Source organism: Gallintestinimicrobium propionicum (genome assembly GCF_025567525.1).
Lineage (GTDB): Bacteria > Bacillota > Clostridia > Lachnospirales > Lachnospiraceae > Gallintestinimicrobium > Gallintestinimicrobium propionicum.
In genome coordinates this window covers 34,793-56,862 of the sequence record NZ_JAOQJY010000018.1, presented here as the reverse complement: position 1 = coordinate 56,862, position 22,070 = coordinate 34,793, and the positions used below count along the sequence as shown (strand labels likewise).

The window sequence follows — 22,070 nt, the reverse complement described above, 5'->3', positions numbered from 1 at the left end:
TCAGGATTCAAAAAGCGATTCGTGATATTGAGCATTCCTTTCTACTATTTTTCTGCCGCTTCCCGCACCAGATTTTCTAACATAGCGATCAGCAGAAACAGAAACGGAATGCAGCAAACCTGCTGATAACAGAAAAAGTTGTGCGCACCGTAAACGAGTACCGCCAGAAGCCCCATCAACGCCATTGGTTCTTTTTCCCTGTTTTTCCAGAAGCGACACACCGCAGCAGCCAGAAATCCGACAAACGCTGCAAATCCGATCCCGCCGGTACAGAACAGCTGGTTTAAAAATTCATTGTGCGCATTCGTCAACGTCTGATTCTGCCCGAAATAATGATGCAGTCTGCCCGCAAGATCTGTGTCTGCATAGCAGTAAACCGAATAACAGTCCGGTCCAACGCCCGTAAGCTTTCTCCACAACGGCATCTTTGCAAACGTTTCCGCCGTGATGCTCCATGAAAAGCCGCGGGAATTTCCCCAATATTCATCAAATAAAAGATACTGGCCCGTACTGGAAACCCCGAACCATTTCTGCATCAGACCGGTTGTATTCGCCCAAATCGTCACCACAAAAAGAAGCATCAGACCGACCACACCGATCACTGCAATCTTTCGCAAAGTCCGCCCACAGCGGATAATTTCTGCAGCTTCATGCTTTTGCCGGTACAACAGCAGAACAATGTATCCCATGCACACGATCAGGAAAAATACCCATGTCGCCGTGCTTTTTGAGAAAAATTCCGAAAGGCTGCCGAGCTGTTTTGCTTTCTCAGGGAATAACTCCTGCAAAATCCCGATCAATTTAAAGCTTCCAAACATCAACAGCAGCGTTTCCAGAAACCGTTCCATCCGATCGAAGCTGTCGCAGCCTGCAAGAAACAATCCCAGAAACAAAAACACCATCGCAGCAAACGCACTGTCGCTGTTCTGAGTCACAACCGTTCCAAAGCCCAGCATGCAGTACAGCCCTGCTGCCGTGCGGATTCTATTGTCTTTTGCAATAAAAAACACCGTAGCTCCAGCTGTCAGCGCCACGCAAACATATCCGGAATACCAGGACGCCTGCCCGATGGTCGAAAGAAACAACAGCTGCCACGACTCATCCAGGCCCTGATACATTCCGAGGGGATCGATCGAAAACCGGTGCAGGATCCCCAGCAAAAACACGCCGCCGGACGCCAGCATATGTACTGCCAGCAGCCCTTTCCACCAGATCAGATACCTCGATACCAGAAAATACATCAGCACAAGAAGTACTTGCGTCCGCAGCCCCATCGACCAGCCATCTGTGCCAGTCCATGCCGCCGCACGGTCAACACTAAATAGCCACGAAACGAAAATCGCTGCAAGGTAACACAGCATGGCAATATCTAAATTGCTGAGAGAACGAGCGGCTGGGTGTGCCTGTGCCTGCACACCTGTCTGCGTCTTTGCGTCTGACTCTGGCTTGTGCATCCGCAAAAACACCTTCGCTGCGCAGTCTTTTCCCCAGCTTCCAGCCGCCAGCACGCCTGCAGGAATCAGGCACACCAGACTGACCGTCAGGAAAAACGAAAACTTCCGCACGCCCATCTGGGAATAGTGATCCTTCATATAATAAGGAAAAACCGCTGTCATCAGAAAAATCCACAGGGCGGTCAGCCACGAAACCGCAGATTTGCTTTCAAAGCGCAAGTTTGTCCGTAAGCTCATAACATACTCTTTTCCCGCTTGTCGGATGACAAAACGCAAGTTTTACTGCCTGCAGACGGATTGTCCGAATCCCGAGCTGCGTGGATACCTCCCGACTCTCTTCGCTGCCGTAGCGCTGATCGCCAAGAAGCGGCATCCCCGCATGCGCCATCTGCACCCGGATCTGATGGAATCTTCCCGTTTCCAGCTCCACTTCCAAAAGTGCCCGGTTTCCCTGACATGCCAGACATTTCCAGGATAAAACCGCCTTTTTCGCACCGTTCTGCGAAGCATCGCAGACGCGAGCAATAGAAGCTTCCTTTACCAACCAGTCTGTCAGTGTTCCGCGTTTTCCGGTCAGGTCTTCTTTCGTATACACGACTGCGTAATAGATCTTGTTCATCTGATGCTGCGCAGTCTGGGTGCTTAACGCACCTGCAGCTTTTTTATTTTTGGCAAAAACCAAAAGACCGGAAACCGGCTGGTCGAGCCGGTGCACGACACCCAGATAGACCGACTGCGGCTTGCGCACTCCGACGGACGCCGTTGCCGATGCCGGCTGTCGGGTGCCGCCAAACGCCGAGATTTCCGCAGATTTGCCGGGCGCGCCCGCCGACTGCTTCCCCGTCAGGTAGTTTTTCAGCTCACTGACCATATCCGGCTCGGAAATCCGGGCGCTTTGAACCGCCAGTCCCGCCGGTTTTTCGCAAACCAGAATATCTTTATCTTCGTATATAATTTTTACTGCCACGTTCCCCTCATTTCCGGATATGCTTCAGACCTTGAAGCGATATCCAACACCCCAGATTGTTTCGATATACTGCGGATTGGCGGTGTCTACTTCGATTTTTTCACGGATTTTTTTGATATGGACCGTTACGGTCGCAATGTCGCCGATCGATTCCATATCCCAGATTTCCCGAAACAGCTCTTCTTTGGTAAAAACATGGTTCGGGTTCTCTGCAAGGAAGGTCAGCAGGTCGAATTCCTTTGTCGTAAATGCTTTCTCTTCGCCGTTAATCCATACACGCCTTGCCGTTTTGTCGATTTTCAGACCACGGATTTCTATAATATCGTTTGTTTTCTGATGGCTGCTCGTCAGCCTTTCATACCGCGCCATATGCGCCTTGACGCGCGCTACCAGCTCGCTCGGAGAAAACGGTTTCGTCATATAGTCGTCTGCGCCCAGACCCAGACCCCGGATTTTGTCAATGTCATCCTTTTTCGCACTCACCATCAGGATCGGGACATTTTTCTCCTCCCGGATCCTGCGGCATACCTCAAACCCATCAATGCCGGGCAGCATCAGATCCAGCACGATCAGGTCAAAATCCTCTTTCAGTGCGCGCGTAAGTCCTTTGTCACCCGCATATTCGATCTGTACATCAAATCCGCTCAGCTCCAGATAATCCTTTTCCAGATCTGCAATTGCCACTTCATCTTCGATAATTAAAATTTTACTCATCTGCTTCCGCCTCCCTGTATTTTCTGATCACAAAATGCAGACATGTTCCTTCGCCCTCTTTGCTGGTCGCCCAGATGTATCCGCCATGATCCTCGATGATCTTTTTCACAATGGACAGCCCGATTCCGCTTCCGCCTTTCATGGAGTTGCGGGATGCGTCCGTCCGGTAAAACCGCTCAAATATATTGCCGAGGTCTTTTGCCGCGATTCCCTTGCCGTTGTCCTCGATTTCTACCCGGATGGAATCCACCTCATCCAGCAGACGAATATCGATCACGCCTTTCTCTTTGTCCATATATTTGATGCTGTTGCCAATGATATTGTTGATGACTTTTTTGAGCTGCTCCGGATCTGCGATAATCCGGGTGTCGGGCTCCACCAGATTGGAATAGTTCAGCTGGATATTTTTCGATTCCAGGTCCAGCCCGACGTCCTCTACGCAGTCTGCGAAAAATTCTGCAACGTTTATCCGGTGGAAATTGTACGGAATACGATTATTATCAATACTGGAATAATAGGTCAGCTCATTGATCAGCCGATCCATGTCGTTCGCTTTTGTGTAAATCGTGCGCAGATATTTGTCCCGACGCTCCGGTGTGTCCGCCACACCGTCGATAATTCCTTCCACATAGCCCTTGATCGCCGTGATCGGAGTTTTTAAATCATGCGTGATATTGCTGATCAGCTCGCGGTTCTGCTTTTCGTTCTGAATCTTTTCCTCTGTGGACTCTTTTAACCGAAGACGCATGTCCTCATAGTTGCGGTACAGCTCGCCAATTTCGTTGTCGTCCTCGGATTCCAGCATATAATCGAAGTTTCCCTCCGCGATTTTCTGCATCGCCAGATTCAGCCGGTTGATCGGAGCAAATACATCCTTATGGATCCACTGGGTCAGCACCATCGCCGTAAGCACCAGAATAAATATGATCGCCAGAAACATATCCAACAGGAACGTCTTGGAAAATATACTCGTGATCCGCGTTACAATAAATGCGCTGCCCTCTGTCCCGTCTGCAAACTGAAAATCAATCTGTTTTACCAGCTTGCGCATATCATTAAAGTAATATGCGGAATCCGTTTCCTCGCTCTCCAGCCCATACGCCGGCAACCTGGAAAAAATCTGCTGCGCGGCAGCTGCATTTCCGGCATAGTAAATCTGATCCCCTTTTCGGATGATAATATAGGAAGATTTATCCGTCGCTTCTTCATTTAATTTATCCAGATACGCCTTGTCCTCCAGCCGGTGCGTATTTTCCCGCGCCTGCTCCTGAATCGTATCGAACAGCTCATCCGTCGCCTGACTGAACGCATCGATCGATTCCGACATCATACTGTACGCCCGCATACCTTCGCCGTAGGTCGTCTGGCCTCCCGACCGCATCATGACCGTCCCAATACCCAGAAACGCGCACAGGGACAATAAAACCGGAAGCAGGATGATCGTCAAAAATGTGATTGCAAGCTTTGTCTTAAATTTCATGATCTGACAACTCCCTGTCTTTTGCTGCAGACAGTCTGCATTTCCCGACTGCACTGCATTACTGTTTTCAGTATACCACATCCTTTTTTTCTTTTTATAAAATAGAAAGAATATATTTCTAAAAAATGTATAAATCTAAAAAATGGTGTTGACATTTCCGGATCGGCGACCTATAATAAAGCCATGATAATAATAACAATTATCGTTATCGGATAGGAGATGAAGCAATGCCGGCTTTGAAGTACAGCCGTCAGCGGGAAGCAATCAAGAGCTTCCTTATGACACGCAAAGATCATCCGACCGCAGATGTGGTATATCACTCTCTCCGTGCAGACTTTCCAAACATCAGTCTTGGAACTGTCTACCGGAACCTGACGCTGCTTGCTGACCTCGGTGAGATCGCAAGGCTTCGGCTTGGGGACGGTGTGGATCACTTCGATGCCGATACCAGCCGTCATTATCACTTTATCTGCTCGGAATGCGGCAGCGTTCTCGACCTGCACACCGAATTTCCGGATTCCTTCGATTCTCTTCACGGGACATCCGTGGATGGAAACCGGATCGACGGACATGCAGTGTATTTTCAGGGGATCCGCCACTGCTGTTTAAACAAACAGCACAGTTAATTTTTCACAACAAATCAGACAATGAAACCCATTGTCATGAATAAGAAAGGGGATTAAAATTATGAAATTCGTATGTTCTGTATGTGGTTATGTTTATGAAGGTGAAAAGGCTCCGGAAGAATGTCCTATCTGCCATGCTCCCGCTTCCAAATTCGTCGCTCAGTCCGGCGAAATGAACTGGGCTGCTGAGCACGTTGTAGGCGTTGCACAGGGCGCTCCGGAAGATATCATCGCTGACCTGAGAGCAAACTTCGAGGGCGAGTGCTCTGAAGTTGGTATGTACCTGGCTATGGCAAGAGTTGCACACAGAGAAGGCTATCCCGAAATCGGTCTGTACTGGGAAAAGGCAGCTTTCGAAGAAGCTGAGCACGCTGCAAAATTTGCAGAGCTGTTAGGCGAAGTTGTTACCGACTCCACCAAGAAGAATCTGGAGATGAGAGTAGAAGCTGAGAACGGCGCTACCGCTGGTAAGACCGACCTGGCAAAGAGAGCAAAGGCTCTGAACCTGGATGCAATCCATGATACCGTTCATGAGATGGCCCGTGACGAAGCAAGACACGGAAAAGCATTTGAGGGTCTGTTAAAGAGATACTTCGGTTAATGAAAAATCCGGTATTTACCAAGGTTTACAAAAATTCTGAGGTGTGGCATCAAAAGCCACACCTCATTTTTTCAAACTCTTTCTCAATTCGCAAACTTCCTCTGTTTTTCCCCCCTCTGCTATGCTATACTGTGCGTAGACACGAGCCGTGCCTCGGCTCCATATTACCGCACGCCATCCTTTTTTCGCGTGCGTTACAAACGGGAGGGACTTATGAAAATATCGACAGAAATCGCCTCGGCTGCAGCACTGGTCGGCGAAGAAAAGGCTGTAGAATATACCGCCAAAGCAGGCTTTGACGCATGGGATTTTTCCATGTTCGACATGTGCAAATATGATTGGAGCGCCGGATGCTTTTTACCCAATGACAATCCGCTCGCTTCCGACAATTATCTCGCCTTCGCGCGTAGATTAAGACAGATCGGTCTCGACAACGGCATCCTCTGCAATCAGTCGCACGCACCGTTCCCGTCCCGCGGACCGATCATCCCTTACTTAAAACGCGCGCTGGAATGCACCGCAGAGGCAGGCGGCAAAATCTGCATCATCCATCCGGACAACTACCTGTCCGCCCAGGAAAACGCGGAAATGTACTTTGATCTGCTGCCGTTTGCAAAAGAATGCGGCGTTAAGATCGCAACCGAAAATATGTGGGGCTGGGACACGGAAAAGGATCAGTCCTCTTTCGCGGCATGTGCGACCTCTGCAAGCTTTAACGAGCACCTCGACGTCGTAAACGACGACTTTTTCGTTGCCTGCCTGGATATCGGACATGCAGAAATGCGCGGTTCCGGAGAAGGTGCAGCCAACATGATCCGCGCACTCGGAAACCGTCTGCAGGCGCTGCATATCCACGATAACGACTGCTGGCACGATTCCCATCAGATTCCGTTTTCCATGTCCATCGACTTCGACGCTGTCGTAAAGGCGCTCAAGGACATCAACTACTCCGGTTACTTTACACTGGAGGCGAGCAGCTACCTCGAAGCATTTACACCGGAAACGACCCAAAAAGGGCTCTGCGACCTCGCGGCATCCGCAAAAAGACTTTCCGATATGTTTGAAGCACTGTAAGGCTCCAGACCCATCCTATAGATTCAGCCGCTCTGCATCGGTTTTCCGGCAGCAGCGGCTGTTTTTATCTACCCCCAAGCTCCTCCTTCGCCTGGTGCACGCTCTCCACATATTCCTGTCCCGGCGTCTGCATCAGATACTTCGGCGCCAGAAATGCAGCGTCATGGAGCTCTTCAAGCGCAGCCTGCTGCTGCCCCGTCGGCACTGTCGGCGCTACTACCCGCGTCTGCCACACGGACATGCAGCCAGTGTATTCCACCAGCCAGAACAGCGGCTCCATATTTTTTTCCATTCTGCCGTGCAAAGCGCCGGCATCCATCCCGGTCAGTTCAACCAGCCTGCCAATATGCGAAGGCAACGGCTCTTCCACACTGCCGTCCGGCAGAATCAGACATTCCCCGTTATCCTCGTCGTTCTGATGTTTGTGAATAAATTCCAGCGCTGTCATGTCGTCCCCTCTCTCCGACGTTTTTTCTGCTCCCATCGTAACAAAAGCTTCCCGCTTTTTCAAGCCCAACCCCCAAAAGCCCTTTTTTTAATCATACCGCATATCTCATTTTTTTCTGCACATAATAAAAAAACAGAGGTATAAAGATTGAAAAAGAAAATTTTTCAATCGCGAGCTTTGTGTCTGTGCGCACTTGACACAAACTCGACATGCGCAAAAAATGTGCGCAGAAATGAGGGAAATTATGAAAAAACTTTCTTTTGCAGGTCCTATTCTTTTAACCACGATTTTGCTGTTCGCTGCGGCATGCGGCAAAAACACTGCGACCGAAACCGTTCCGCCGCAGACCCAGATCGCTTCGGAATCTGATTTTTCCGAAGAAACTTCGATGAACGGACAGACCGACTCCATCACGCCGGAGAGCAGTGCCACCGATCTTATCGGAAACGCTCCTTCCGAAACGGCGTCCGGCTCCAACTCCAATGGAAACAGCACAGCCAACGGAACTGCCGCCGAAACACAGGACGGTCTGATGTCCGGCAAAACATCCACCGTAACCGGCAAAATTCAGGAAATGAAGGACTTTATGTTCGTCGTCGTTTCCGATGACGGGACACCCCACGCATTTTCCTATGATTCCGATAAGCGACCGGACGGGCTCGACCAGATCAAATCCGGCGACCGCGTGACCGTCACTTATACCGGTATTTTATCCGAAATCGAAAGCTTTACCGGTGAAATTATTTCCATTGAAAAAGTAAAACAGTAATAAAATTTTCACAGCCGCTTCCCTGCTGCCGCATCTGACAGCGCCGGAAAGCGGCTGTGTCCAGGATTTTAATAGATACTACAATTATGGACTTATTCCGTCCCTTAACCGGAACGTCTTCCGGCATCCTGTACAGGAGCAGCTTTGTAATTCTGCTTTCATTAGGAAAACGAATGGCAGGGGCAAAGTGTTGTAAAAAATTTACACAACCAGGTTGCGTCCCTCTCCGCTGATAAATGCTGCGATATTTTTACAGGTCTCCTCCACGCAGCGTTCCCGCGCTTCGATGCTCGCCCAGGCCATATGCGGCGTCAGCTGCAGCTTTCCGGTTTCTTTCAGCGTCGCCAGGGGGTTATCTGCAAGGATCGGCTCCTTTTCGAACACATCCGTGCCCGCTCCTCTGATCTCTCCGTTTACCAACGCCTCATACAGCGCATCCGTATCCACAACCGCACCGCGCGCCACATTGATCAACACTGCGCTCTTTTTCATTTTGGAAAAGGCGTCCGCATTCATCAGGTGAAACGTTCTGTCGCTCAGCGGACAGTGCAGAGACAAAATATCTGACTGTGCCAGCAGGGTATCCCAATCCACCCGTTCATAGTCCCTGCAATCGCTGTGTCCTGAGGTTGCAAAAAAAATAACCTTGCAGCCCAGGGCTTCTGCCGCCTTCGCAACCCGTCTCCCGATATTTCCCATTCCGGCGATGCCCCAGGTCTTTCCCTCCAGCTCATACCAGGGTTTAAAATGAGCAAACCGGGGCTGTGATGCATACGCGCCGGATTTTACGTAATTGTCATAATACGGCAGGTTTTCCAGCACAGAGAGCGCCAGGGCAACTGTATGCTGCGCAACTGCAGCCGTCGAATAATTCCGCGCGTTTGCTACATGGATACCTCTGTTTTTACAATATTCAATATCTACGTTATCATAGCCGGTGGAAAGCTGACAGATCATCTTCACCTGCTTTGCATCCTTCATTGTGGATTCATTCATCGGACTTTTGTTTGCCACAACGATATTTGCGTCCGCGATCCGTTCCGCCACCAGCTCATCCGGCGTGCTATTGTAAAAATCCACCTCCCCAAACTGCTTTATCGCTTCGACGGAGACATCCTCACCGACACTGCTTCTGTCTAATACTACAATCTTCATGTGTTCCTCTCATTTCTGCGGCTCGTTCCTTCGACCGCCTGGGTTCTTTTTCATCCGGCGTATTCGCGCCGTCTGCTGTTTTCCTATAAGAGTAGCAAAAAACGCACAGCACTTCAAGCCAGAAACTCCCGCAAAAGCTCTGTCAACTCGGACTCAGCTGCCCTGGGCTCCTGCATTCTGCGGACAGCAGCGGTTTGCCCCACGCTCTCGACCTCTCTACGCACCTCTCGCTCCTGCTCATCCAGATAGTCGTTATCCCGCTTTACCTGCGCCAGCCGCTCCGACATACGGTTTTCCAGAAAATCCGCCAGCGTGATTTTCAGTTCCTCTGCCGTCGACGCCGTATCGATCATCCCAATCACCGCAAAATACAGATACAGACTCAAAAACGCCTGCAGATAAAACCAGATCACATTCCCAAGCGTCTGTCCGCCCATCAGCCCCATGCAGGCTCCGATTCCGTCTGCAAAAACAGACAGAAGCAAAAGCTGCCCGCCAAGTCTGTCCCAGAACCGCAGGCTGAACCGTCCGAATTTCAACTGTCGCAGAAATTTTTCCACATAAACCGATGTATTCATCCTGCCGCCGTTTAATTCGCACAGGCTGCTGTATTTCAACACGCATTGCCGTAAAATTGTATTCGGTGAAACAGAAAGATTCGCCGTTTCCCCAAGCAGCCGTTTCAGCCGCATACCCGGAAAAAATCTGCATAAAATACTAAAAAACAAAAGCGCCGCTGCTGTTCCCATCAAAAGATATCTTGTCATGCTTTCCTCCATCCTGCTTTCCTGCGTCCTGATGCCGCGCAGGTTCCGCTTTTTCTTTAGTATAAGGCCCCTGGATTCCCGGCTGCAATCCTCGCAGGCGCACAATCGATTTCCAATTTCCGCCTTTCTTTTTCACAGGAAAACTGCTATAATCCCTATCGGAACAAGAAAATCGAATTTTCGACGGCAAAACAAGGAGGATTCTATGACCTACAAGACAAAAGGTACCTGCTCTACCCTGATCGATATCGAGATGGAACCGGATCAGCATACAATCAAATCTGTCGCTTTTACCGGCGGCTGCAACGGCAACTTAAAAGGCATTTCCAGCCTGGTAGTCGGCATGAAAGCCGAGGACGCAATCGCACGTTTAAAGGGCATTAAATGCGGCTTCAAGCCCACGTCATGTCCTGATCAGCTCGCCCGCGCGCTGGAAGAAATCGTGCAGGCGCAGTAATTTTTACGACAGAAAGTAATTTTGAGGAGATCCCATCATGAGTAAAAAAATCGTACTTACCGGTGGCGGAACAGCCGGTCATATTACCCCGAATATTGCCCTTCTTCCCGAGCTCGAAAAAGCCGGCTACGAGGTATTTTATATCGGTTCCTATGACGGAATGGAAAAACGCCTGATGGCAGATTACCACATTCCTTATTACGGCATCGCTACCGGCAAATTCCGGCGGTATTTTGACCTGAAAAACTTCTCAGATCCGTTCCGCGTACTCAAGGGATTTTCCGAAGCCCGTAAAATTTTAAAAGAGCTACAGCCGGACGTTGTTTTTTCCAAAGGCGGATTCGTATCTGTCCCGGTTGTGCGCGCTGCCGCTTCCCTGAAAATTCCATGCGTTATCCATGAATCCGATATGACACCCGGACTTGCCAACAAGCTCTGTATCCCGGTTGCCCGAAAGGTCTGCTGCAACTTCCCGGAAACCTTAAAATCGCTTCCGGCTGAAAAGAGTATCCTGACCGGCTCCCCGATCCGAGAAGAACTGCTGCACGGAAATAAAGAAGCAGCAAGGAAGCTCTGCGGTTTTCATTCCGACAAGCCGGTTCTGATGATCATCGGCGGCTCCCTTGGCTCTGCGGTCATCAATCAGTCCGTCCGCGAAGCGCTTCCAAAGCTTCTGGATGATTTTCAGATCGTGCACATCTGCGGTAAGGATAAAATTGACAACCTGTTATTAAAAACACCCGGCTACAAGCAGTTCGAATATGTAAAAGACGATTTAAAGGACATCTTCGCCATGGCGGACATCGTCGTTTCCCGCGCAGGTGCAAATGCAATCTGTGAGCTGCTCGCCCTCAAAAAGCCCAACCTGCTGATTCCGCTTTCTGCAGGTGCAAGCCGCGGCGACCAGATTTTAAACGCACGCTCCTTTGAGGCACAGGGCTTCTCCATGGTGATCGACGAAGACTACCTGTCACCCGGTCTTCTGATAGAAAAAGTGCATGCACTGTACTGCTCCAGACAGACCTATATTGACGCGATGGAAAAAAGCCGCCAGACCAATGCAATTCCTTCTATTCTTGAAATTTTAAACGAGATAACGGACTGAACATGAATAAAAAGCGCTGTGCAAATGAACGATTCGGCAGGAAACAGCCTTTCCTTTTAGGAACGGCAGTTTCCAGACTCCGGATACATCAAATGCACAGCGCTTTTTCCTGATATTTGCGAGGATGAACGTGCGTCTGTCTTATCCAAGAATTTCTTCTTTTACAGCTGCCAGCTCTTCTGCGGTCGGGCTGGTCTGCTTCCAGTTGATCGTCTGTCCGTCATTTTCATATCTGGGAATCAGGTGGATATGGAAATGAGGAACAGTCTGTCCTGCTGTCGCACCATTATTCTGAACGAGGTTAAAGCCATCGCAGTGCAGCTTCTCCGTCATCTGGCCTGCCATCTTTTTCGCCAGGGAAAATGCTTTCTGACACCAGTCATCCGGCAGCTCATAAAGATTTCCAAAATGCTCCTTCGGCATCACGAGGGCATGTCCCTTTGTCGCAGGTCCAAGATCCAGGATCACGCGGAAGCTGTCGTCTTCATACAACGTATTGGACGGAATCTCTCCGTTTGCAATTTTACAGAAAATACAATCATCTTTTTTCATGTGAAAATCCCTTCTTTCTAAATACCGGCGGTATAATGCTTAATAAAAATCCAAGAAGAAAACCGCTCAACAGTCCGCCTACATGCGCCGCATTGTTCACATACGCACTGCCAAACCCTGCATACAGAGACAGGACAACGGCGAATACCGCTCTTTTCAGGGAAATTCCCGCAGCCGCTCCTTTTTTGACAATTACCAGAAAAAGCAACGCACCCGTCAGCCCGAAAACCGCTCCGCTGGCTCCGATCGATTCATAAAAGCTTCCAGTTGAAAGCTCATATGCCGCAGAAAGCAGATTTCCGAAAATCGCAGAGCCAAAATACAGGATCAGAAAGCGCACCTTTCCAAGGCATCTTTCCACCACATCGCCGCAGCAGTAGAGCAGCAGCATGTTGTTGAGCAGATGCTCGACGTCGGCATGCAGAAATGCAGCCGTAATCAGTCGATAAAACCCGCTGTGCTCATAGAGAAGATACACCACGCTGAAGCAGCCCTCCGATTCCATCCATTCTCCTGCTTTGGGCAGGATCAGTCCGATCAGAAAAAGAATGACATTCAACGCTACCAGCACCACTGTACAATAAGGGATTTGGTTCTTTGCTCTACCAGCTTCCATCCCGTTGTTTTCCATCGTTTCCCGGTATGCCATAGCCGTTTTCCTCCTGAAATGAGGGTATCACTTACCTGTCCTGGTGTCAACGCTGTTCCTGCACTCTTTCATACCGAAAGCGCTCTCTTCCAAAGCATACCATATCCCCCTCCTGTAACTGCACGCTTTCGTTCGGAGAAAGCTTATGTCCATTGACGCTCGTTCCATTTCTGGAATTCAGGTCGCGCACGCTGATTCTTCCTCCGTATCCCTCCAGCCGTGCATGGATTCTGCTGACCGATCGGTCTGACAGCACGACGGAAACTCTTCCTTTCAGCTTTCCGATCGTAAGCGGAAGTCCCTTTAGCACAAGACGCTGCTCTTTCCCCTGCGCATTCAGGCAGTACAGCCCATCGTACTGCTCTGTCATGCTGTCCAGATCGGCAAAATAGACCGTCTCCTGACTGCCATTTTCATACAGCTGCTGCTCATAGCTGTCCCATACCATCTGATCCATCCTGCTGACCGACACTTCCTCGCATTCCTCCCCGACAGACTTGCTCTTCCGAAATCCTGAAAACAACCGCTTCCACCAGGGCTTGTGCGCTGCTTTCTGTTCATCCCCCTCTGTCATGATATCTGAGGCGTATTCAGCGTCTTGATAAGAAACGCCTGTCAAAGCACCTCGCTGCCCTACAGTTCCCGACTCTGACGTACTTTCACTTTTTCGCAGCTCTACAGGCCATTCGCCATCCGGCAGCGTTATGCGCGCCCCAACAGTACTCCTGCAGCTCCAATCTCCCGAATCTCCCTCTCCGCCGTTTCGTCCACCGCTTTCCGTGTACGCCCCTGACACGCACCAACCGTGCTCCTTTCCCCGCCCGGTCTGCTTCGAAGCCTCCATCTCTTTCTCCAGAAACGGCAGGAAAGAGGACAGCACAAAGTAATCCGCCTTGGAAAGCTTATAGAATTCATACGCAAGGTTTACTGCCTGCTCCTGTCCATGATCGATATGCTCCAGAAAGAAATCCGCCAACTCCGTATACTGTTTTCCAGTCTGTAGTCCGCCTGGATAAAAAGCAAAATAAAGCTCCCCTGTCTCCACATCTGCAAAAATTACCTCTTCCTCCAGAAGAACCCCAGACTCATCCAACATGTACTCCCCCAGCTGTGCCTGTACCGCTGCTGTATCCCGGATAATCCGTTCCAGGTCTGCCGCCTTCATTCTCCGGCTTTCATACAGCCGTGCAAGCGGCTGGCGGGAAGTAATGTCATAGTATAAAAGCTCTTCCCCATCCAGATACCGCAGGCTGCACGGAAGCAGCCTTCCAATTCGATTGTGCTGCATAATCCGGTAATCATACCGCTCCGCCATATCCTTGTCCTGGCAGGGTAATACCATATAGCTATGGTTCAATTCCCGTTTATAGATCACTTTTTCCGCAATCCGATCCTGTCCACTTTTTCGCTCTATCTGCTTATTCATCCCCCAGTTCCTTTCCTCTTCTGATTCCTCTGATATAAGCCGCCGCATTCCTGACATACGCAGTCTGCTTTACCTTCAGCCGTCCTCTGTCGCCAACAGCCGCCAACCGTGCAAGCGGCGTTTCCCGTTCCAAAGTCACTTCAACCCGAAGCATTCCGGCTTTGATCTGCCTTTCTTCTTTTCCAAAAGACAGAACCTCCCCCTCCAACAGCTGATTTAACTGCCCATCCGCATAACCGGCGTCCGGGCGTTCCTGTGCCGCACTCCGAAAAGCCGCTGTATATGCCGCCTGCATCAGAAAACAGCCCTGATACAGATAACTGCAAAGTCCGATCAAAAGCACAATGAAAATCGAGGCAAGCGGAAGAAGCACCGCCGCTTCTACGACCACATAACCGTCTGCTTCTTTTTTTTTCTGATATTGGTTTTTTTCCATAATTTTCTCATCTTTACGTCTGCAACAGCTGCGTAATCACCGTCGCAGCAAACAAAAACGGGGCAAACGGCAGCCTACTGTTCTGATGAAGCACACCGATCCCCATCCCGCAGCCAGCTACAACACCAATCAGCAGACAGCCCATGCACAAAATTGAAACGCATGCTTTCCACCCCAGCAACAACCCGAATACCAGCAGCATTCCCGCGTCTCCGCTCCCGACCTTTCCGGCAGTCAGGATTACAACGCTTTCCAGACATACCGCCGGAAGAATTGCTGCAAGCATTTCCCAAACACTCTCCGTTCCCTGCCAGATACGAATCCCGGACAGAATACATCCTGCGACCGCGCCAGCCAAAAGCACCGACAATGTAATCTTCCGCCTTTTGCAGTCCGTTACCGAACAACACACTCCAAATAAAACCGCCAATCCTGTTTCCATATTTTTCTCTCTGTCATCCGCACCGTGGACAGGCATGTCTGCCCATCTCCAGCGCCTGCATCAGCGTGACGCTTTCAATCGTCCGTCTGAGCCCGCTGCAGCTTACTGTATTATGATATCTGCTTCCTCCGTCCGTCACATAAATCAGCCGATTTTCTAACCGTCCCCTGCCAACACATACGCTGCATGGTGTATAATCTGCTGTTATTTCCTCCCGGTCTGCAAGGCGGATGGACGGATTCAAATAGAGACAGCTCCGTTCCCGGTGATAGGCTTCTCCTGATTTTGTAATATAAACCAGCTCTTCTTCCTGCCGTTCCCAGTCTTCTCCCGTCCCGTCCCCGCTGTAGCCAATCCATTTGTGCATCACGCACCCGTTTACGACATAGCTGCTCCGAAAAGCGGCTTTCCCAAATGGCGCAGAGACCGGCGTCAGCCGCATCAGCCGTACATCCGGTTCTCCATCCTCCTGCCCATAGGCATACAGCGCAAGCTGACGGGCCGTCTGATGCAGCTGCGCTTCTTTTGAGGAATACGTCCAAAATACCAGAAACAGCGATAAAAGATTGGCAACTGCAAACAGGAAAACCGGCAGTACAACTGCTGCCTCCACCGTCATGCCAGCCGGAAGCGCCCGGCGAGATGCCTTTTTTCGCCCCGGACAGATCCACCTGCGTATCCATCCGGCAATTCGGTCTTTGGGCTTCCGGGAATTGAGAGCATGTTGTCCGTATTTTATACTGCTGTCCTGGAGAGAAAACAGCAGCGCATTCGATAATAGGTTTCTCCAAAAAGGCATCCGGCCCGACCCTCCCCTCTTAATCGCTTATTCATACTCGTACCGCCTTGTGATTTCATAGCTTCCGGTATAGCCGCTGACTACCCGGATACATGCCTGCATCCCGTCGATCAGCCCATCCAGCCGAAAATTGCTGTTTCCCGGTGTCTGCCGGATATCGCTCTCCATCACATCCATCAGTCCTGCAATCGCCTTTTTTGCACCATGACATACCAGCAGCGCGCCGAGATAATCCTGATAGCTCATCCCGTCCGCAGACGAACGATAGGAATCCAGATGGCTTCTGTAGGTCAGCAGCTGAGAAAACGGCGTATTCCAGCTTTCCTCGCTTTTGACAAGCGGAATCTTATCCCCCCGCAGCAAAATTCGGACATCCTTGACACTTTCCGCGTATGCCCAGGCAAATAAAATCACGGTCGCTGCAAAGTCTTTTATCTCAGGCAAGCCAAGCAGTATGGCAATAACGCCCGCTGCGGTTTCCGCCTCCGCTTTTAAGCTGCTTCCAAATAGAAAGGCTGCGTTCACAGCTTCCCGAAGCAACAAAATCTCCTGCAGCGTCTTTTTCAGATTTTCCCGATCCTGCGTCTGCTGCTGCAAAATATATTCCACCTCGTAAGCGAGCGCACTGTTTTCTTTCTCCTGCCCGAAGCTGCCGCATTTTTTCAGGATATAAGCATACAAAAGCCCCTGATCGACCAGGCTGTTCACAGCTTCCTTTCCATCCGACAAACCGGTTCCACTGTTTAAATGCCGCACAGACGGTCTGCCCGCCCCGGAAAGACACGCACTGGAAAGCTGCATTCCCTGCGCCGCTGCTCCCAGAATTCCCTCGCTGCGCGTCGCCCGCACCGCATCCGACGGTGTTTCCGGAATTTCTCCATCCCAGTCTTTATCCTGAAGCTTTTTCCGGCGAAAAATCTCTTCTTTCAGCGATTCCTCGGCAGCATCCCACTCTGCTTCCAGATCGCGTCCCTGCAAATCTTCCAGCTGGTTTCCCTGCTCCAGCAACGTTTCCGCCAAAGAAAGCCCGGAAATATCCTTCATATACTGGACGATATGATACTGCAGCACCGTCCCGCCATCGTCAGTTGCAACGCCCGCCTGCAAAAGCTCCACAGCTTCTGTCGAAAGCCCCAGCAGGTCTTTTGCCCCTGCTGTTGGAAATTCCTCCTGTGGACGCAGATTCCGCTCCATATAACGGAAAATATGTTCTTCCGTCCGATGATAGGATGGATCGCCGGTCTGATACGCCGTATCGATAAAAAACAGGTCATACTGATCCAACATTTCCCGATGATATTCCGCCAGCGCAGAATCCAACGCCATATCCGCACAGCACTCTATATACATTCGAATCGTGGAGATTCTGACCGCCGTCAGGACGGCCAGAATCAGCGAAAGCAAAATGCCCATAACAAGTGCAAGATATACCGTCATATAGCCAGGCGTACTCTGCTTTCTCTCGCTCCAGGGCTTATCTGCACAGGATACAGCACGATACACGTCTGCGTACTTTTCTGCTTTCTGCCTCATATCTTCCCTGCCTGGGACGTGATTTTGCCAAAAATATTCGTCACAAGCTCGGTAATTCTGTCTTTGAAAATCAGCACAAGTCCAGTTGCGACTAAAATCAATAACACGACTTCCACAGTTCCGACTCCATCTTCATTTCTGAGCACCTCATACACTCTTCTCTGCAGCTTCCATACTCCATTCACTGCACGGTTTTTCCAATACATCAGCATATTTGTTCCTCCTCGTCTTCCTATCATTTATCGTTTCTTACTGCACGTTCGATGCAACGTTTCCCAGGCACCGTCACAGTCCTCCGAAGGAAAGCCACGCCGGTACCAAAATCAGAATCATCACCACACTCAGCATCAGCAGCATCGGAAATAACAATTTTGTCTGTGCTTCCTCTGCTTTTCTCCGCGCGGCAGCTTTCTGTTCCTCGAACGCATTCTCTGCCTCTTGTCCGAGTGCAGTGATCAGTTCGCCTGTTCCCCTGCGGATGTTCTGGGCCAGCAATGCCGCGCACTTTTTATATTGCGGCAGACGGGTGCGTTTTCCAAAACGTTCCAGCGCTTCGGTCTGCGTCATTCCGCTTTCCATTTCCCGAAATGTCCGGCGCACCTCTTCGTAAACAACACCATTCTTTTCTTTGGAAAGTCTCGCAAAAATCTGTCGGATCGGCATTCCAGTCTGCGCAAGCAGCGTCAACCGCGCTAAAAAGGACGAATAGGCCAATGCGAGCTCTTCCTGCCTCGCTTCTCCTTCTTTTTCCAAATCGTGATCATATGCAAACGAAATCAAACCTGCCCCTGCTATCGTCAGACATAAAATCCACAGCCCATATGGTTCCTGATGCAGCCGCCATTTTACAGGCTGCTCTTCCAGTGTTTCCGGCAGCGCTGCCGACGCTTGCTGCAGACTGCGCTCTGCTTCCAGCTGCCGTCCTGTTTCGCGCATCAGTCGATCTGCCAGACTGTCTCCCTTTGGCACAATCCGCACTGCAAAGGAGCATTCCCGCTCCTGCTCAACACACTGCAGTCGGACGCTCAGCACTACCAGCTCTCCGCCTTCCTCCACCCACTGTTTCCGAATCTGTCCGGAAGCATCCATCAGGTCATAGCAGTCACTCTGCCAGCTTCCCGTCACCAGCCCGCCGCAGAATCTCTCCGGCAAGTCCAGATCGTCTTCCACGCTGTCCGGGTTTGGAATTGCCGCTACCCAGCGCTCCAGCTCTACCTGTGCCTGATCCAGAAGCGCTGATGCCTCTTCTTCTGACAGCTCCTGCTCCGGCACCGATACCGAAATCTTCCGCAGCTTTTCGTCTCCGACCTCAGCATCCAGTACATACGTCCGGTCTCCTTCCCCGCTGTCCGGGCGAAGCAGTTCTGTCAATGGCTCTAAACCTCCTGTCGTCAAAAAAATCTGACAAAGCAGTGCCATCGCCAGTCCGGCGGACAGGATCGCCAGCAGGCGCTCTGTTTTTTGAACCTGAAATTCCCGATATTTGAGAGCGCCTGTTTCCCGTCCCCAGATCCGGCATAAAATTTCCTGTCCCTGCCTGTTTCCCGTTTTCCTGCCGCCTCGGTTTCGTTCCATTTTTTTCTGCAACACTACCAGCCGCAGCGCACACGAATGAAACAGTCCAACCTTTTTTCCTTTTTTCTGTTTCCACATGTCCTCTATCACGCCCGAATATCCATAATCTTCTCCGCCAGCACGCACGACGCCAGATACAGCCCGAGGCAGACCGTCATAATCGCGATTCCTGCCGGGTTATGGTACAGTCCGTCAAAGAATCCCTTCGACGACACCTGCATATAGCCGTAGAGTAAAAACGGAATCAGCATCATCACCTTCTGCTCATATTTTCTCGATGCCAGCATCGTCGCAATATCCCGCTGCGTTTCCATCCGCTGTCCCGTCAGGTCTGCCGTTCTCTGAATCATCTCCTTTAAGTTGCCGCCCAGATGCCGCGCTGTTGCAAACACCTCTGTAAAATCCCGGATTTCTTCGATGCCGCTGCGCCTGCCAAAATCCAGAAGCATCTGCTCCAGCGCCACCCGGTTTGTCAGTCCCTTGCGAATCAGTGCAAGCTCCTGTCCCATCTCGCTATTTTGTCCGTAAAGGACGCCGATTTCGCGTTCCACATCCAGGAATGCATTTTCTATGGAGCTCCCTGCCTGGATACCTGCCGTTACCATCAGGATAGTATCCTTAAATTGCAGAGAGAGTCTTTCCTTTCTTTTTTGAATTCTGTTCTTTTTGTCGCGTCCGTATAAAACCTTCCATACTGCCGGAAACGCCAGCATTCCAAGCCATGACCGGTAGAACATCCCTGTAAAAGCGCCTGTTGCAAAAAATGCTTTGAAAAAGCAGAGCAAATATTCCTGCCAGGAAAACCGGTATTTGGAATAGTCTGTTTTATTTTCGGCCAAAGCCCGCCGCTTCCAGCTTTTCCACATGATAAAGTTCTCCTTTCTTTTCCAGTTTACCGCTGACCTTTTCCCGCGTACTGTTTTCGTCCTCTTCAAAGGCATACAGCGTCCTGGTCGTAATCTCCCCTTCCGAAAATCCTGTAATTTCTGCGATTTCCAGTACCTTTCTGGTTTTGTCCCGCATCCTTCCAAGATGCACTAAAATATCAATTCCCGATGCGATCTGTCTTCGTATGGCAGACAATGGAATGTCCATTCCCATCAGGAGCATGGTCTCCATCCGAAGCAGCATGTCCCGTGCTGTGTTTCCGTGCCCGGTTGACATACTCCCGGCGTGCCCGGAATTGTAGGCGGTCAGCAGCTCACAGATCTCTGCACCGCGAACTTCCCCGACGATAATCCGATCCGGCCGCATTCTTAAACTGCTGCGGATCAGATCCCGCACGGAAATCGTTTTGCATCCCTCCATGTTGGCGTTTCTGGTTTCGAGGGAAACCAGATTTTGCGCATATTTTAACTGCAGCTCCGCGCTGTCCTCGATCGTCACGATTCGTTCCTCCGGCGGAATCGCCTGCGACAGCGCATTTAAAAACGTCGTCTTTCCGCTCCCCGTACCCCCGCTGATAAAAATGTTGTACCGGCACTTTACCAACAGTTCGAGAAAGCTTTTGCATTCTTCTGTAATCGACCCAAGCGCCACCAGCCTGTCCAGCGTCATTCCCTCTTCCGGAAACCGCCGGATTGTCATCGCAGGACCGTTTAACGCAATCGGAGAAAGCACGACGTTTACCCGTGAACCATCGGAAAGCCTTGCATCCAGAATCGGAGACGCTTCATTGACAACCCGGTTGCAGCCCGCCGCAATCTGCTGAATCACATCCAGCAGCCGTGCAGGACTTTCGAACCGTCCCTGCCACTGCGTAAGCCTGCCGTCCTTTTCGATAAAAATCCGATCCGGTCCATTGACCATGATCTCTGTAATCCGCTTGTCCTCCAGAAGCTCCTGCAGTACATCGAAACCGCGAATTGCCGCAAACAGCTCTCTGCCAAGCTTTCTTCGCTCTGCCACGTCCAGCCTGCCGATGCAGTCGCTTTTGCAGAGCCTTTCATCTATCAGCCGTCGTACCTGCCCGTCCGAAAAATCCTGTCCGCAGTCCAGCTTCTGCAGAATTTCCTGCTTCACCTGCACGCGGAACTGTTCATACACCGCCCTGCTCATCTGCATCCAACACTTTCTTCGTATATTCCGCCAGCTCCCCGGTCAACAGATTTCCGATGTCCTTGGGCAGTTGGCAGAAAAATGGCAATTTTAACTTTTTCGAGCGCTCCCAGACGTCCGAATAATCCGTCCGTTCCAGCGTCTCCCGATACTGAGCAAGCTTCGCGGCGGCAAAGCCGTCCTCCCGTACGATCGTGTAAATCCTCGTACAACGCCGCAGGACATCAAATAATCCCTGCACCCCATCCGACAGATCCAATAGAATGACGTCATATTGCCCGTCATCCAATAAATCCAGCAGACGCCGCCATTCCTCTCTGGCAATTCCGTACAGATCGTACCCGCATGACGCCGGAAGAATGAAATCCATTCCGTTGATGCACTCCGCTGCCTGATACAGTCTGCCTAAAAACTGCTCCTTAGACTCCTGCAAATAGTACAGCAAACTTGCAAACTCTGTGTTATCCGCCTGTTTTCCAAGCATCTCGGTCAGCCCTGCACAGCACTCAAAATTCAGATACAGCACCCTTTTATTTGCCGCCAGAAGCTGTCCCATCGTCAGCGCAAGCGTTGTCTGCAGGCTGCGTCCTACCGGCGTATAAAATCCGTACACGCAAGCCTTCCCTACCGTCTGCAAAAATGGCAATTTCTCTGTTTGCATCGCCGTCTCCGTGACTTTTTTTGCAATCCGGAGCACACTGCTGTACTTGCTCACGCACGGAAGCTCCTGTACCGGGCTGTTTTCTTCCTCCTGCAGCAAAATGACATGCCGTACCCAGTCCTTCATCTCTTCCCGAAAAAGCCCCTGCGCGATCAGCAAAATCTGTACCGGCTTTCGGGCGAGAGAATCCTGTAAACGCTCTGCTCCCGTAAAAGCCAACACCTCAAACGGAAAATCCTCCCGTCTGCTCAGCGCATCCATCAGCCTGCATGCATACGCCTCCTCCGGATCGCAAATCGCCAATGTCCGTCTATTCAATTGT

The 22,070-nt window shown here is 50.7% G+C and carries 25 protein-coding genes; 6 read left to right on the top strand and 19 right to left on the bottom strand.

Translation table 11 applies throughout. The features are described 5' to 3' along the window. Positions 1–44 precede the first annotated feature (44 nt). From OCV62_RS13170 to OCV62_RS13155, 4 genes are read right to left on the bottom strand one after another with little or no spacing between them, the layout of a single operon-like run. A complete protein-coding gene (locus OCV62_RS13170; protein WP_262587172.1) occupies positions 45–1,691 on the bottom strand; it encodes an O-antigen ligase family protein in 1,647 nt (548 codons plus the stop codon). After that, positions 1,663–2,421, bottom strand: a complete 759-nt coding sequence (locus OCV62_RS13165; protein ID WP_262587170.1) for an RluA family pseudouridine synthase — start codon at positions 2,419–2,421, stop codon at positions 1,663–1,665. Before OCV62_RS13165 ends, OCV62_RS13170 begins: the two co-directional genes overlap by 29 nt. Before the next feature lie 24 nt (positions 2,422–2,445). Further along, a complete protein-coding gene (locus tag OCV62_RS13160) occupies positions 2,446–3,135 on the bottom strand; it encodes a response regulator transcription factor (RefSeq protein ID WP_021915040.1) in 690 nt (229 codons plus the stop codon). Continuing rightward, positions 3,128–4,615, bottom strand: coding sequence for a sensor histidine kinase (locus OCV62_RS13155; RefSeq protein ID WP_262587168.1), 1,488 nt, complete (start codon positions 4,613–4,615; stop codon positions 3,128–3,130). The genes OCV62_RS13160 and OCV62_RS13155 overlap by 8 nt, the downstream gene beginning before the upstream one ends. A gap of 227 nt (positions 4,616–4,842) precedes the next feature. On the opposite strand from OCV62_RS13155, the gene OCV62_RS13150 reads away from it, so the two are divergent. The 3 genes from OCV62_RS13150 (at position 4,843) to OCV62_RS13140 (ending at position 6,916) form a co-directional block, all read left to right on the top strand. Further along, positions 4,843–5,241, top strand: a complete 399-nt coding sequence (locus tag OCV62_RS13150) for a Fur family transcriptional regulator (protein WP_262587166.1) — start codon at positions 4,843–4,845, stop codon at positions 5,239–5,241. Between the two features lie 58 nt (positions 5,242–5,299). Next, positions 5,300–5,842 carry an NADH peroxidase gene (locus OCV62_RS13145; RefSeq protein WP_117962559.1) on the top strand — a complete coding sequence of 181 codons (543 nt, stop codon included), beginning with the start codon at positions 5,300–5,302 and terminating at the stop codon, positions 5,840–5,842. A 213-nt stretch (positions 5,843–6,055) separates the two neighbouring features. Continuing rightward, positions 6,056–6,916, top strand: a complete 861-nt coding sequence (locus OCV62_RS13140; protein WP_262587164.1) for a sugar phosphate isomerase/epimerase family protein — start codon at positions 6,056–6,058, stop codon at positions 6,914–6,916. 64 nt (positions 6,917–6,980) lie between these two features. Here the strand turns inward: OCV62_RS13140 and OCV62_RS13135 are convergent, their stop codons facing one another. Further along, positions 6,981–7,400, bottom strand: coding sequence for a hypothetical protein (locus OCV62_RS13135; protein ID WP_262587163.1), 420 nt, complete (start codon positions 7,398–7,400; stop codon positions 6,981–6,983). 196 nt (positions 7,401–7,596) lie between these two features. Between OCV62_RS13135 and OCV62_RS13130 the strand changes: the two genes are divergently transcribed. Beyond that, positions 7,597–8,133 carry a hypothetical protein gene (locus OCV62_RS13130; protein WP_262587162.1) on the top strand — a complete coding sequence of 179 codons (537 nt, stop codon included), beginning with the start codon at positions 7,597–7,599 and terminating at the stop codon, positions 8,131–8,133. Between the two features lie 201 nt (positions 8,134–8,334). Here OCV62_RS13130 and OCV62_RS13125 read toward each other — a convergent pair whose 3' ends face one another. Further along, positions 8,335–9,288, bottom strand: a complete 954-nt coding sequence (locus OCV62_RS13125; RefSeq protein WP_262587161.1) for a D-2-hydroxyacid dehydrogenase — start codon at positions 9,286–9,288, stop codon at positions 8,335–8,337. A gap of 113 nt (positions 9,289–9,401) precedes the next feature. Next, positions 9,402–10,055, bottom strand: a complete 654-nt coding sequence (locus OCV62_RS13120) for a hypothetical protein (RefSeq protein WP_262587159.1) — start codon at positions 10,053–10,055, stop codon at positions 9,402–9,404. A 205-nt stretch (positions 10,056–10,260) separates the two neighbouring features. Here OCV62_RS13120 and OCV62_RS13115 point away from each other — a divergent pair, with 205 nt between their 5' ends. Next, a complete protein-coding gene (locus OCV62_RS13115; protein ID WP_021915049.1) occupies positions 10,261–10,512 on the top strand; it encodes a TIGR03905 family TSCPD domain-containing protein in 252 nt (83 codons plus the stop codon). Between the two features lie 37 nt (positions 10,513–10,549). After that, complete coding sequence (locus OCV62_RS13110) at positions 10,550–11,617, top strand: undecaprenyldiphospho-muramoylpentapeptide beta-N-acetylglucosaminyltransferase (protein ID WP_262587157.1); 1,068 nt, start codon at positions 10,550–10,552, stop codon at positions 11,615–11,617. Between the two features lie 141 nt (positions 11,618–11,758). Here OCV62_RS13110 and OCV62_RS13105 read toward each other — a convergent pair whose 3' ends face one another. The 12 genes from OCV62_RS13105 to OCV62_RS13050 all read right to left on the bottom strand — a co-directional run bounded on the left by OCV62_RS13105 (position 11,759) and on the right by OCV62_RS13050 (position 22,066). Next, on the bottom strand, positions 11,759–12,169 hold the full coding sequence (locus OCV62_RS13105) for an HIT family protein (protein ID WP_021915051.1): 411 nt from the start codon (positions 12,167–12,169) through the stop codon (positions 11,759–11,761). Continuing rightward, a complete protein-coding gene (locus OCV62_RS13100) occupies positions 12,156–12,818 on the bottom strand; it encodes a rhomboid family intramembrane serine protease (RefSeq protein WP_117962535.1) in 663 nt (220 codons plus the stop codon). The genes OCV62_RS13105 and OCV62_RS13100 overlap by 14 nt, the downstream gene beginning before the upstream one ends. Before the next feature lie 46 nt (positions 12,819–12,864). Then, a complete protein-coding gene (locus OCV62_RS13095) occupies positions 12,865–14,244 on the bottom strand; it encodes an FHA domain-containing protein (RefSeq protein ID WP_262587154.1) in 1,380 nt (459 codons plus the stop codon). After that, complete coding sequence (locus OCV62_RS13090; protein WP_262587152.1) at positions 14,237–14,680, bottom strand: hypothetical protein; 444 nt, start codon at positions 14,678–14,680, stop codon at positions 14,237–14,239. The genes OCV62_RS13095 and OCV62_RS13090 overlap by 8 nt, the downstream gene beginning before the upstream one ends. Before the next feature lie 13 nt (positions 14,681–14,693). Then, complete coding sequence (locus OCV62_RS13085; RefSeq protein ID WP_262587150.1) at positions 14,694–15,122, bottom strand: prepilin peptidase; 429 nt, start codon at positions 15,120–15,122, stop codon at positions 14,694–14,696. Between the two features lie 13 nt (positions 15,123–15,135). Then, on the bottom strand, positions 15,136–15,921 hold the full coding sequence (locus OCV62_RS13080) for a TadE/TadG family type IV pilus assembly protein (RefSeq protein WP_262587149.1): 786 nt from the start codon (positions 15,919–15,921) through the stop codon (positions 15,136–15,138). A gap of 27 nt (positions 15,922–15,948) precedes the next feature. Further along, complete coding sequence (locus OCV62_RS13075) at positions 15,949–17,454, bottom strand: DUF5702 domain-containing protein (RefSeq protein WP_262587147.1); 1,506 nt, start codon at positions 17,452–17,454, stop codon at positions 15,949–15,951. Beyond that, positions 17,451–17,666 (bottom strand): Flp1 family type IVb pilin, encoded by a 216-nt coding sequence (locus tag OCV62_RS13070; RefSeq protein ID WP_262587145.1) that lies wholly within the window; start codon positions 17,664–17,666, stop codon positions 17,451–17,453. The genes OCV62_RS13075 and OCV62_RS13070 overlap by 4 nt, the downstream gene beginning before the upstream one ends. 73 nt (positions 17,667–17,739) lie before the next feature. Then, positions 17,740–19,107, bottom strand: a complete 1,368-nt coding sequence (locus OCV62_RS13065) for a type II secretion system F family protein (RefSeq protein ID WP_262587144.1) — start codon at positions 19,105–19,107, stop codon at positions 17,740–17,742. A gap of 8 nt (positions 19,108–19,115) precedes the next feature. After that, a complete protein-coding gene (locus OCV62_RS13060; protein WP_021915060.1) occupies positions 19,116–19,895 on the bottom strand; it encodes a type II secretion system F family protein in 780 nt (259 codons plus the stop codon). Continuing rightward, positions 19,855–21,087, bottom strand: a complete 1,233-nt coding sequence (locus tag OCV62_RS13055; protein WP_262587202.1) for a CpaF family protein — start codon at positions 21,085–21,087, stop codon at positions 19,855–19,857. Before OCV62_RS13055 ends, OCV62_RS13060 begins: the two co-directional genes overlap by 41 nt. Then, positions 21,068–22,066: a P-loop NTPase family protein gene (locus OCV62_RS13050; RefSeq protein WP_262587142.1), complete on the bottom strand. Its 999-nt coding sequence runs from the start codon at positions 22,064–22,066 to the stop codon at positions 21,068–21,070. Before OCV62_RS13050 ends, OCV62_RS13055 begins: the two co-directional genes overlap by 20 nt. Positions 22,067–22,070 lie beyond the last annotated feature (4 nt).

Excerpts from the sequence above, each read along its gene's own strand:
- OCV62_RS13170 (WP_262587172.1), bottom strand. The coding sequence starts at position 1,691 with ATGAGCTTACGGACAAACTTGCGCTTTGAAAGCAAATCTGCGGTTTCG.
- OCV62_RS13160 (WP_021915040.1), bottom strand. The coding sequence starts at position 3,135 with ATGAGTAAAATTTTAATTATCGAAGATGAAGTGGCAATTGCAGATCTG.
- OCV62_RS13155 (WP_262587168.1), bottom strand. The coding sequence starts at position 4,615 with ATGAAATTTAAGACAAAGCTTGCAATCACATTTTTGACGATCATCCTG.
- OCV62_RS13150 (WP_262587166.1), top strand. The coding sequence starts at position 4,843 with ATGCCGGCTTTGAAGTACAGCCGTCAGCGGGAAGCAATCAAGAGCTTC.
- OCV62_RS13140 (WP_262587164.1), top strand. The coding sequence starts at position 6,056 with ATGAAAATATCGACAGAAATCGCCTCGGCTGCAGCACTGGTCGGCGAA.
- OCV62_RS13135 (WP_262587163.1), bottom strand. The coding sequence starts at position 7,400 with ATGGGAGCAGAAAAAACGTCGGAGAGAGGGGACGACATGACAGCGCTG.
- OCV62_RS13130 (WP_262587162.1), top strand. The coding sequence starts at position 7,597 with ATGAGGGAAATTATGAAAAAACTTTCTTTTGCAGGTCCTATTCTTTTA.
- OCV62_RS13125 (WP_262587161.1), bottom strand. The coding sequence starts at position 9,288 with ATGAAGATTGTAGTATTAGACAGAAGCAGTGTCGGTGAGGATGTCTCC.
- OCV62_RS13120 (WP_262587159.1), bottom strand. The coding sequence starts at position 10,055 with ATGACAAGATATCTTTTGATGGGAACAGCAGCGGCGCTTTTGTTTTTT.
- OCV62_RS13115 (WP_021915049.1), top strand. The coding sequence starts at position 10,261 with ATGACCTACAAGACAAAAGGTACCTGCTCTACCCTGATCGATATCGAG.
- OCV62_RS13110 (WP_262587157.1), top strand. The coding sequence starts at position 10,550 with ATGAGTAAAAAAATCGTACTTACCGGTGGCGGAACAGCCGGTCATATT.
- OCV62_RS13105 (WP_021915051.1), bottom strand. The coding sequence starts at position 12,169 with ATGAAAAAAGATGATTGTATTTTCTGTAAAATTGCAAACGGAGAGATT.
- OCV62_RS13100 (WP_117962535.1), bottom strand. The coding sequence starts at position 12,818 with ATGGCATACCGGGAAACGATGGAAAACAACGGGATGGAAGCTGGTAGA.
- OCV62_RS13095 (WP_262587154.1), bottom strand. The coding sequence starts at position 14,244 with ATGAATAAGCAGATAGAGCGAAAAAGTGGACAGGATCGGATTGCGGAA.
- OCV62_RS13090 (WP_262587152.1), bottom strand. The coding sequence starts at position 14,680 with ATGGAAAAAAACCAATATCAGAAAAAAAAAGAAGCAGACGGTTATGTG.
- OCV62_RS13085 (WP_262587150.1), bottom strand. The coding sequence starts at position 15,122 with ATGGAAACAGGATTGGCGGTTTTATTTGGAGTGTGTTGTTCGGTAACG.
- OCV62_RS13080 (WP_262587149.1), bottom strand. The coding sequence starts at position 15,921 with ATGCCTTTTTGGAGAAACCTATTATCGAATGCGCTGCTGTTTTCTCTC.
- OCV62_RS13075 (WP_262587147.1), bottom strand. The coding sequence starts at position 17,454 with ATGAGGCAGAAAGCAGAAAAGTACGCAGACGTGTATCGTGCTGTATCC.
- OCV62_RS13070 (WP_262587145.1), bottom strand. The coding sequence starts at position 17,666 with ATGCTGATGTATTGGAAAAACCGTGCAGTGAATGGAGTATGGAAGCTG.
- OCV62_RS13065 (WP_262587144.1), bottom strand. The coding sequence starts at position 19,107 with ATGTGGAAACAGAAAAAAGGAAAAAAGGTTGGACTGTTTCATTCGTGT.
- OCV62_RS13060 (WP_021915060.1), bottom strand. The coding sequence starts at position 19,895 with ATGTGGAAAAGCTGGAAGCGGCGGGCTTTGGCCGAAAATAAAACAGAC.
- OCV62_RS13055 (WP_262587202.1), bottom strand. The coding sequence starts at position 21,087 with ATGAGCAGGGCGGTGTATGAACAGTTCCGCGTGCAGGTGAAGCAGGAA.